This window comes from Corynebacterium sp. NPDC060344 (assembly GCF_042725215.1).
In the GTDB taxonomy this organism is placed as follows: Bacteria; Actinomycetota; Actinomycetes; order Mycobacteriales; family Mycobacteriaceae; genus Corynebacterium.
Map to the genome: position 1 here is coordinate 61,478 of NZ_JBHXCS010000011.1, position 10,428 is coordinate 71,905.

The 10,428-nt window shown below is 69.7% G+C and carries 7 protein-coding genes; 3 read left to right on the forward strand and 4 right to left on the reverse strand.

What is annotated here, in order from left to right:
• Nucleotides 1-270: 270 nt before the first annotated feature.
• The 4 genes from ACFWGD_RS11715 to ACFWGD_RS11730 all read right to left on the reverse strand — a co-directional run bounded on the left by ACFWGD_RS11715 (nucleotide 271) and on the right by ACFWGD_RS11730 (nucleotide 4,765).
• Entirely contained in the window at nucleotides 271-1,263 is a 993-nt protein-coding gene (locus tag ACFWGD_RS11715; RefSeq protein WP_377778869.1) for an Abi family protein, read from the reverse strand.
• A 178-nt stretch (nucleotides 1,264-1,441) separates the two neighbouring features.
• The gene (locus ACFWGD_RS11720) at nucleotides 1,442-3,040 is read right to left on the reverse strand and encodes an ABC transporter permease (protein ID WP_377778870.1); all 1,599 of its coding nucleotides are present in this window, start codon (nucleotides 3,038-3,040) and stop codon (nucleotides 1,442-1,444) included.
• Complete coding sequence (locus ACFWGD_RS11725; RefSeq protein WP_377778871.1) at nucleotides 3,037-3,984, reverse strand: ABC transporter ATP-binding protein; 948 nt, start codon at nucleotides 3,982-3,984, stop codon at nucleotides 3,037-3,039. Before ACFWGD_RS11725 ends, ACFWGD_RS11720 begins: the two co-directional genes overlap by 4 nt.
• Complete coding sequence (locus ACFWGD_RS11730) at nucleotides 3,971-4,765, reverse strand: MerR family transcriptional regulator (protein WP_377778872.1); 795 nt, start codon at nucleotides 4,763-4,765, stop codon at nucleotides 3,971-3,973. Before ACFWGD_RS11730 ends, ACFWGD_RS11725 begins: the two co-directional genes overlap by 14 nt.
• Nucleotides 4,766-4,909: 144 nt before the next feature.
• On the opposite strand from ACFWGD_RS11730, the gene ACFWGD_RS11735 reads away from it, so the two are divergent.
• The 3 genes from ACFWGD_RS11735 to ACFWGD_RS11745 all read left to right on the forward strand — a co-directional run bounded on the left by ACFWGD_RS11735 (nucleotide 4,910) and on the right by ACFWGD_RS11745 (nucleotide 9,857).
• Nucleotides 4,910-6,826, forward strand: a complete 1,917-nt coding sequence (locus ACFWGD_RS11735) for a bifunctional ADP-dependent NAD(P)H-hydrate dehydratase/NAD(P)H-hydrate epimerase (protein ID WP_377778873.1) — start codon at nucleotides 4,910-4,912, stop codon at nucleotides 6,824-6,826.
• Nucleotides 6,827-7,570: 744 nt separating this feature from the next.
• Entirely contained in the window at nucleotides 7,571-8,791 is a 1,221-nt protein-coding gene (gene alr, locus ACFWGD_RS11740) for an alanine racemase (RefSeq protein ID WP_377778874.1), read from the forward strand.
• Between the two features lie 13 nt (nucleotides 8,792-8,804).
• Nucleotides 8,805-9,857, forward strand: coding sequence for an alpha/beta fold hydrolase (locus ACFWGD_RS11745; protein WP_377778875.1), 1,053 nt, complete (start codon nucleotides 8,805-8,807; stop codon nucleotides 9,855-9,857).
• Nucleotides 9,858-10,428: the final 571 nt, after the last annotated feature.

The following is a 10,428-nucleotide window of genomic DNA, read 5'->3' on the forward strand; positions in this document are numbered from 1 at the left end:
GCTTGCCGATTTCGGGGGTGGTTTCTCGGGCGGGTGCGCTGTTGCAGCGACCCGACTGGGTGAATGGCACTAACTGCCGACGCTTCGGCGATTTGGTTGCATGAAACCGCCGAAGCGTCGGCAGTTAGTGTCGTTCACCGCCCTCCGGCGGCCTGATCGTCGTCGTTCGCGGCCGTTCGGCAGTGGGCGGGGAGGCTGCGAGCGGCTCGGCGGCCCGGCCCCGCCACGGGAACCTCGAGTGTCCCGAGCCTCATCGGGCGCTGGTCCGTTTTAGGCGCGAGAATCCCATATGGGTTCTCGATCCCAGGCCGCGGGACACCCGAGTTCGGCGGGCGATCGGCCATTGGGAAGATTCTCGTGGATATGAGCGCGCAAACGCATGGGCCAATCGTCTTCTGGCGCGAGGCGCCTGGAGAGCACGGCCAGGACGGCCAAGGACGAATACGGTCGAGCCGTGGAAGGACCTGCAGCGTGCATCAATTCCGGGAACGCCTTCAAATGCCGGGTGCTGAGCCGGTTCGCCATGTTCGCGTTCCAGAAACGCGCGTGGTGTGCGCAGACGTTGCGGACGTACGTGAGGTTGGACAACCAGTCCTTTAGCGCGCCACCGTGGCCGGCCCCGGACTTGTCCCTCAACCCGAGATGCGCGGCGATCGTGTCCCGGTCGGCTTGCAGTAGGCCGGAATAGAGCGTGGACAGACCGCCGAAGTCGATCAATTCGGTGGTCACCCAGACGGGCGTGGGAAGCTCGTACATGCGCTTGAAGTGGACGGCGAAGTCGGCCTTGGACCGCTTTATCTCGATGTCGCGTTTGGCGAGCCACTTGGCGTGGTCCGAGTTTCTCCATTTGGCGAGGTTGGGTGGCCCGACATCGGTGCACGAGGTGAACTCGGCTGAAAGGCAGCCGATGTCGGTGTGGGCGAATGGGCCGCGATTCCCGAGGGTATGGCCGATGTGGAAGCGCAGGGCAATTTCGACCCGTTCCAGTGCGTCCATCGCCAGCAGCCGCAGTCCGCGGTCGAACTCGTAGATGGTTACGACCTGTGCGAGCGAGGTTCCGGGCGTGAATTCATCGTCGATGACGAGCCCTGACTCGGTGATTCGGCTTTTCCGTAGTGGGTGCCAGTAGCCGCTGAGCCGGTAGTAGCCGACGCGCTGCAGCACCAGGCGGGCGGCGTCCGGCTCTCCAATGTCCATGCCGCGGTCGGCGAGAAGGCCGATTTGTTCGTCGATGCTCAAGAACGGCTTGCCGTATGCGCGCATGATCCCCGATTTCCCCCGAAATGAGAGCCAGCCTCCCCTCCCGGCAGTGGAGCTGCGCGAGACGGAAGGCTGGGCGTGATGGTGCCATGGTAACCCGGGGCCCGGGTGCCTGCAATGGTGGGGATGATCCCCGTGTGAACAGGCTAAATGTGGTGATGCCGTGGGCGCCGGCGGCGGTTTACCCCACCAGGTCCCGCTTTGCGACGGCCACCGCACCCAGAACCACGCCCAGCACGCCGAGTGCGACCAGGATGATTGAGCCGGTCCAGTCGACGGTGCCGTCGGCGGCGTGCGGTGCATGGGCGAAGAGGGAGACGTCCATCAGCCAGTCGGGGTAGCCGAAAATCCCGCCGAAGAAGGACGTCACGCCGGACCAGGCGACGGGCAGCCAGGCCAGCCACGCGACCTTCGGCAATGCGGCGGCGAAGGCGATGGCGATGCCCGCCGCCGCCACCGCCGCTGGCCACTGCCCGCCGAGCGACCACAGTGCACCCGCGCCGACGTCCGGGGTGTCGGTCGAGGCTTGCGCGGCGGCCGCGCCGAGCGGTGCGGCCACGGCGATCATCGCGGTGACCGCGGCGACCGCCACCGCCCACGCCACCACGAACGGCCGCGGCCGCCGCACCCCGGCGGCGAGTTCGGGGGCCAGGCGCCCGGCGGCTTCGTCCCGGTGGACCGACAGCGTCGCCTGCACGGCGGCGCACGCGACGAGCAACCCCAGCCACGTGCCCATCAGCTCGGTGAACACGTCCTCCATCGTCGAGCCGCCGGCCATCTGCCGGGCCAGTTCGGCGGTGCCGGGGGAGGACTCGAGCATCGAGGTCATCTCGCCGGTCAAGGACATGAAGAACACGGTCAGCGCGATCGCCGCCGCCGCCCACCCCAGCAGCGTCGGCCACTCCAACCGGGCCCGCAGACCGACGGACCCGTGCCCGCGCCACTGCGCCGCGCGCCGCGAGCCTTCGCCGGAGGTGCGCGCCGGCCACGTCGCCCCGAGGTCGCGCCGGGCGGCGACGGCGACGGACAGCCACGCCAGCGCCAGCACTGCCACGGCCATGGGGATCAGCGCCCACGCCCGGTTCTCGCTGAACGGCCCGACGACGTCTCGCCAGCCCAGCGGCGACAGCGGCCGCAGCCAGTCGAGTTCGCGCACGTCGGCGATGGCGCGCACGGCGAACGCGAGTGCCAGGTACGCCAGCCCCAGGCCACGGGCGCCGCGGGCGGTCTTGGCCACGTGACCGGCGACCAGGCCGATCGCCCCGGCCGCCGACGTCGTCGCCGCCACGACCGCGCCGACGAGCACGCAGCCGAGTGCGGACATCCCCTCGATCGTCGCCGAGCACGCCAGCAGCGCCAGCGCCGACCCGGTCCCGAGTGCCGCGCACGCGCCGAGGACGATGATGGCGGCGGAGAGGGTGGGGGTTCGCGTCGTCAAGCCGGAGGACCGCATGATCTCCGCGATGCCGTCGTCCTCGGTCGCGCGCGTCAGGCGCACGGCCAGCAGGATCGCCATGACGGAGCCGAGGATGCCCACCCACATGCCCGTTTCCCACTGCGTGAACGCGCCGAAGGTGAACGGGTCGGGGACGATGCCGTACATCGCGCGCAGGCCGAGGTTGAGGCGCATCGGTCCGGCGAGGACCTCGAGTTCGCCCTGGTCGGGGTAGGTCGCACGGTAGGCCGGCGGGGTGGCCGCCATGAACGCGATGAGCGGGGCCAGCCCCCCGAGGAGGAAGCCCCGCCGGGTGCGCAGGTGCAGGCGCAGCAGGGTGGTCATCGCGGGTCACCGGTTTCGGTCCGGTTGCTTGACGACGCCGCCGAGGCGCCCCTCGACTCCGCGGCACCGGAGTAGTGGTCGAGGAAGATGTCCTCGAGGCCCGCGTCGGTGCAGGCGATGTCGGTGGCGCCGCGGGCCAGGAGATCGGACAGGGCGGCGGGGACCTCGTCGCGGGGGAGCAGGCGGTCGATGCGGGAGCCGTCGGGAAGCGTGGCGCCCAGGCGCGAGCCGCGCAGGTGCGTGAGGTCCTTCAGCGACCCCGATTCGACGAGGCGGCCATCGCGGATGATGGTGATGTCGTCGGCGAGATCCTGGACCTCGGACAGGATGTGGCTGGACAGCAGCACCGACGTGCCCGCGTCGACGCGCTCGCGCACGCACGCGGCGAACTCGCGCTCCATGAGCGGGTCGAGGCCCGAGGTCGGTTCGTCCAGGACCAGCACGTCGACGTCGGCGGCCAGCGCCGCGACGAGCATGACCTTCTGGCGGTTGCCCTTGGAGTACTCGCGGTTCTTCTTGGACGGGTCGAGCCGGAAGCGCTCGATGAGCTCGGCGCGCCGGGCGGGGTCGTCGCCGGTGGAGCCGCCGTGGCCACCTGCCCGCAGCTTCGCCAGCGTGGCCAGCGTCTGGCCGCCGGTCAGCTGCGGCCACAGCGCGACGTCGCCGGGGACGTAGGCCACGCGGGCGGTGGCCGCCGCCGGGTCGCGGCCGGGATCGTGGCCGAGGACGTCGATGGTGCCGGCATCGGGGCGCAGCATGCCCAGGATCGCGCGGATGGCGGTGGACTTGCCGGCGCCGTTGGGGCCCAGGAACCCGTGGACCGTGCCGCGGCGGACCGTGAGATCCAGGCCGTCGACCGCGGTGAACGACCCGAAGCGCTTGGTCAGGGCGCGGGCGGTGATGGCGGGGGCGTGGGCGTCGTAAAGCGGATCAGTGGTGGTCACGGGAATACTCCTCGATGTAGGCGCCGAGGCGGTCGAAGGCGAGCTCGACGAAGCGGCGCTGGCCCGGCGCGGGGTAGGCGGCGGTGACCAGCGCGCGGGCCGGGCGATTGGCGGCGAAGAAGCGGAGGGAGGGGATCAGCGACGGCGGCAGCGTGCCGTAGCGCTCGACGATGGCGAAACCGCGATCGACGAGCTCGCGGGCGTCGCCGTCGGTCCAGCCCGGGTCGGCGAGGGCGGCGATGCGCAGGTAGTAGTCGGCGATTTCGGAGGGGTCGGCGTGGTCGAGGAGATCGACGACGTCGTCGCTGATGTGCCCCAGCCGCGCGGCGATGTCCGACAGGCGGCGCTCGCGGCGCATCAGCGTCAGGGCGCGGCGGTCGCCGGTGGCCTCGATCGCCGTTTCGATGGCGTCGTAGACCGCGGACAGACGGGCGGGCAGGGCCTCGGCGGGGGATCCGTCGACGGCGCGGTCGCGCAGCCGGGTCAGGTGCGCCCGGTGCTCCTCCAGCTCCGCGATGCGCTCGTCGATGGAGGCGATCGCCGCGCCGAGGCCGTCGGCGTCGGGGACCGGGGCGTCGCCGTCGAGATGGGCGGGCATGTCGGACAGGGCGATGCCGGCGTCGGCCAGGGCACGGATGCGCAGCAGGCGCGCGGCGTCGTCGACGCCGTACTCGCGCCAGGCGCCGGCCCTCGGCGGCACGGGCATGAGGCCGACCGCGTGATAGTGCCGGATGGTGCGCACGGACACCCCGGCGACTCCGGCGAGCTCTGAAACCCTCATGGTCCCGATCATCCACTGTTACGTCGCGTCACAGTCAAGGGCGAGTTCCGGGGAGAGTGTCGGGGACTGCTCCGGGGCGCAGTCCGGAGCGCAGCCCGAGCATGCTCTGGGGCACGTTTTGCCGGGCCGACGTAGCCTCGGGTCATGGAAGCCGTCTTCACCGTCGACCAGATCCGCCGTGCCGAAGCACCCCTGTTGAGGGCGCAGGATGAACCGGATGAATTGATGCGGCACGCGGCCAAGGCCGTCGCCGATGCGGCGAAGGTGATGCTCGCCGCGCCCAAGCCCTATTTCCTGGGCCGGTACGCCACGCGGGTGCTGTTGCTCGTCGGCTCGGGCGGCAATGGCGGCGACGCGCTGTACGCGGGGTCGCTGCTGGCCGCCGACGGCATCGGCGTCGATGCGGTGCTGCTCGGCGATGCCCCTCATGAGCGGGCGCTGGCGACGTTCCGGCGCCGCGGGGGAGCGGTGCTCGTCGACGGGCTGCCGGATTTCCCGGCGAGCCTGCGCGGCGGCGGCAATCCCGAGCCCCTGGACCCGTCGCGCCCGGAGTCGGCGCGGCCGTGGGGGTATTCGCTGGTCATCGATGGCATCGCGGGTCTCGGCGGTGCGGGTGCGCTGCGGGAGAAGGCCGCGCGCATCGTCAGGGTGGCAGCGCAGAACCATGCCCGTTTCCTCGCCGTCGACGTCCCTTCGGGCATCGCCGCCGACACGGGCCTGGTGGAGCCGGGCGCGTCGATCGATGATCCGCAGTGGGAGCCGGGTGACCCGGATGAGCCGGCCGCCCGCACCATCGACCTGCCGGGCCACGTCACCGCCGACGTCACCGTGACCTTCGGGGGCCTGCGCTTCGCCCATGCGCTGTCGGACCAGTGCGGCGAGGTCGTCGTCGCCGACATCGCGTTGGACGGCGACAGCCCCGAGCTGTACCTGCTGCCGAAGGAGAAGTGGCCCGCGGGTGCGGAGGCCGGCCGCAGCCTGCATGGCCAGCTGCACCGGGATCTCGCCGACGATGCCGCCGATGGCAGCACGCCGACGTGGACGTATTACCGCTCGCTGGCGGTGCCGCCGCGCAATGCCTTCACGTGGCCGACGCTCTACGACGTCAATCCCGGCGACGTGTGGACGTCCGTCGGCGACCATCCGCGCCCGCCCCGCCCGGGCTTCCCGCGGGATCTGGAGCCGGGTCCGGGCGACGACAAGTATTCCGGTGGCGTCGTGGGCATCTGCGCCGGTGGCGAGCGGTATCCGGGCGCGGGCGTGCTGGCCGCGACGGCGGCCGTGCGCGCCACCTCGGCGATGGTCCGCTACGTCGGTTCCGGGGCGGCGGAGGTGGTCCGCGCGCTGCCGGAGGTGGTTGCGCATGCCTCGCTTGACGACGCCTGCCGCGCCGACGCGTGGGCCGTCGGGTCCGGGCGGGGCACCGATGATGCGGCCGCCGCGGAGCTGTCGGATCTGTTGGGCCGCGTCGAGCCCCTGCTCATCGACGCCGACGCCATCACCCTGTTGGCGCAGCGCCCGGAGCTGCGGGAAAAGCTCGTGGCCCGTGGCGCGGAGACCCTGCTGACCCCTCACGCCGGGGAGTTCCGCCGCCTGGCCGATGCCATGGCCGGTGTGGGGGCCGGAGCGGATGCGGGTGCAGGCGGGGAAATCGGGGCGGGGGAGATCCCCGATCCCGTCGAGCACCCCATCGACGCCGCGAAGACCATGGCCACCGCACTGGATTGCGCAGTGCTGCTCAAGGGCCGCCGCACGGTGGTGGCCATGCCCGCCGAGCCCGGCCACCGCGCGGGCACGGTCCGCATCATCGACGCCGGGACCTCCTGGGCGGCCACGCCCGGCAGCGGCGACGTGCTCTCCGGCCTGGTCGGGGCGTGGATGGCCAAGGACGGCATGGCCGGCATCGCGCCCGCGGTCACCGTCCACGCCCGCGCCGCGGAGATCGCCGCGCGCACGCCCGCCGGGTACGCGCCGACGTCGGCGTCGCTCATCGCCGGGGCCATCCGGGAAGCCACGGCGGCGCTGGCTGCGGAGACCGCCTGGCCGTCGGTGGCGGAGTAGCTGAGTCGAATCGCTGTCTCGGGTCGGCGACGTGTACGCGTCGTCGACACCTAGCCTCGACGTGTCGAAAATTCCCAGAAATTTCGACATGAAGGATCTGCAATTGTCCTTGAGTATCCACCCCATCGTGGGTGAGGCGCGCTTCATTTTTTCTGCACGCCCATGAATGCTCAAAGTGTGGAAGCGTGGATGCAAGAGTTGCGGGAATCGTCACAGAGGCCTATTTGACAGTCATTTTTTAGCAGGCTTGTAGTTTGCGATATTGCATGGATTGATGAGGTTTCTAGGGGCCGACCATCCGGTGATTCTCCGAGCGAGTTGTAGGAGCGCCCACACTGCAAGGTGGGGGAGAAAGAGGGTTGCCACATAGTAGTCGGCTCCGAGTCGCTTGAAACTTCCGTGTTGGAATCTCATAGTGAAAAACACGATTGTCAAGACAAGGTACGTCGTTCCGATGGCGCTCCAGAAATTCCCAATGTCTGGCGCGATATCGGGTAAGTCGCCGCCCGTCATCTCGCTGACGAAACTCGCTGCGACGCCCGTTTCGAAACCGTGCCCAATCCCGCGACTTGACTTGCATCCTGCTCGGCAGGTGCGGATCGCATGGTCCTCCGATGGAGTCGAGCGTGGCATCGACTCGTCCGAAATTACTCCCGCAGAACTCGACGGGCGGCAGCGGGGCATGAAGGCGAACCGAGGCGTGGGGCATACATCCGGCTGCCGTGCGGTGGCAGAATGACCGGCATGGACGCCGCACACGGAGACAACGCATCGGATGAACGGGATCTGACGGCCGACAATGCCCCGGCGGCCGCTGATCCCACGTTCCCCGGACTGCTCGCGCAGACGGTCGATCTGGCGGCTGTGCGGCACAACATCGCGGCGATCAAAAGGGCCTCCGGCGCCCACCGCCTGATGGCCGTGGTCAAGGCCGACGGCTACTCCCAGGGCGCCCCAGAGGTCGCGACCGCGGCCCTCAACGGCGGCGCCGACCAGCTCGGCGTGGCCACCCTCCAGGAATCGCTGGACCTGCGCGAAGCCATGGAACTGCGCGGCACGTCCGCGACGATCCTGGCGTGGCTGTGGCACACCGACGAGGCCCTCGAGCTGGAAGCGGCCGTCGCCTCCGGCATCCACCTCGGCGTGCCGTCCGAGGAGCACCTCGCCGCCGTCATCGCCGCCGGCCGCCGCGCCAACGTCCGCCCCCGCGTCACCGCCATCGCCGACACGGGCCTCAACCGCTCGGGCATCTCGGTGATCAACGGCACATTCGCACGCGTCGCGCCCCAGTTCGGCGACGCCCACATGCGCGGCGAAATCGACTGCACCGGCGTGTTCTCGCACCTGGCCAGTGCCGATGAGCCGGACGATCCCGCCAACGACATGCAGGCCGCCAGATTCCGGGAAGCGGCCGAGATGCTTGCGCGGGCGGGCGTCGTCAAGCAGCTCAACCACCTGTCCAACTCGCCGGGGGCCCTGACCCGCCCCGACCTGTCCTTCGACATGGTCCGGCCCGGGCTGTCCATCTACGGGCTCGAACCCGTCGCCGGCCGCACCCACGGCCTGCGCCCGGTGATGCGGTGGGAGGCGCGGATTCCCGTGATCAAGGACGTCCCCGCCGGCGAGGCCGTCAGTTACGGCCGGACGTGGACCGCCGACCGCGACACCCGCACCGCGATCATCCCCTGCGGCTACGCCGACGGCATGCCGCGATCGGCGTCGGGGAAGTTCGAGGTCAGCATCAACGGCGTGCGCTACCCGCAGGTCGGGCGCGTGTGCATGGACCAGTTCGTCGTCGACCTCGGGCCCGACGCCCCCGTGCGCCCCGGCGACGTGGCCGTCATCGTGGGCACCCGCGACGGCGAGCCCACCGCCGACGAGCTCGCCGCGGCCGCCGGCACCATCAATTACGAGATCCTGACCGCACCGCGTGGCCGAACCCGCAGACGCCACGTCGGGGACTGACTAAACTTTCCCCATGGCAGGAAACAACGGACGCGGCGGCATCCCCGGCTGGGGCATCGTCGCCGGCGCCGGCGCGCTGGCCACCGCGGCCGGCGCGGGCGTCATCGGCTGGCGCGAGCACTGGCTCGCCCGCCACGCCCCGGCCACCCCGCCCGAACTGCTGACCCTGGGTGATGCGACGTGGGCGGGGACCGTCGAATCGCTCGATGGCCTGGAGCTGGCCGTCGTCGAGCGCGGGTTCCAGACCGCACCGGTGACCATCGTGTTCACCCACGGCTACTGCCAGCGCAAGGATTCGTGGTGCCTGCTGTCGCACCAGTTCCACAAGAGCTTCGGCGATGACGCGCGGCTGCTGTTCTGGGACCAGCGCGGCCACGGCGACTCGGGTGACCCGGAGGCCGACGCCTGCACCATCGGGCACACCGCCGCGGACCTGGCCAGCATCATCCGCGAGCGCGTCCCGGGCGGGCGCATTTTCCTGGTCGGCCATTCGATGGGCGGCATGACGGTGATGTCCTTCGCCCGCCAGTACCCCGACCTCATGGAGCGCGTGTCGGGCGTGGCGCTGCTGGCCACCGCGTCGGCGGGCCTGTCCAAGGGCGGCATCCCGCAGATGATGCTCGGCCCCGTGGGGCAGGCGCTGACCAAGACCGCGCGGTCCCTGCCGCAGCTGGCCAACCAGATCCGGCAGTTGGCCACGATCGGCGAAATGCCCTTCATCCGCGGCGCGTCCTTCGGGGACCAGCGCACCCCGCACGCGATCGTGCGGCTCAACGAGAAGATGATCGACGACACCTCGGCGACGACCATCCTCAACTTCTTCGGCGCCTTGCAGCTTCACGACGAATCCGAGGGCGTCGCCGCGTTGGAGGGTCATCCCGGCGTGGTCATCGCCGGGGACAAGGACCGGATGATCCCCTACGACCGGGCCGTGGACATCATCGAGGAATGGCCGGGGGCGCGGCTGGTCAGGGCCCCGGGCGCCGGCCACATGGTGCAACTGGAGCAGCCGAGGCTCGTCGGCGAGGCCATCGAGACCCTCGTGCGCGAGAACTGGCCGGTGTAGGGGGGCGGGGTTGGAGGCCAGGGTCCGTCGCTACTGCTAACCCCCGGGCAGTGGCACCCGCTGGGGAGGGCGCGTTGTCTTCGGCAACTTTTCAGTTGTTCGGCATCGGGTCGGTGAGTGGGTGTCACTCCATGGCCCGAAGGGCCACATTGATGGGCGGTATTCCATCGTTGATGGTTTCTGCGTCATCAATTGGTCGATTGGTCCAATCTCGCCTGAATCTATTGTATATTTGGGCATCTATTGCGGATCTCATTGGCAATCTCCTCGGGTGGCCAGTGTCCCAAGTTCATACCGCCTATGTCGACGCGGCCTATTTCTTTTTGTGAATGGTGGCCCGGCCACCAGCCAGCGTTAACTTTCTCCCCATCTCCAAATATTGATACCTTGGGCTTCCAATAGGAAGTGCCAGAGGTTTCCACCTTTGTAATTGCGTCATAATCGAAGGTGCAGTAGTCGTCGGCGCCGACTGAAATGGTTGCGTCCTCTAGCGTGGTGTACCGACCACCTCGGTGACCGCCCCACCAACAACAAGGGCGACCACCGTAGGTACCTTTCGACTCAACTCCTA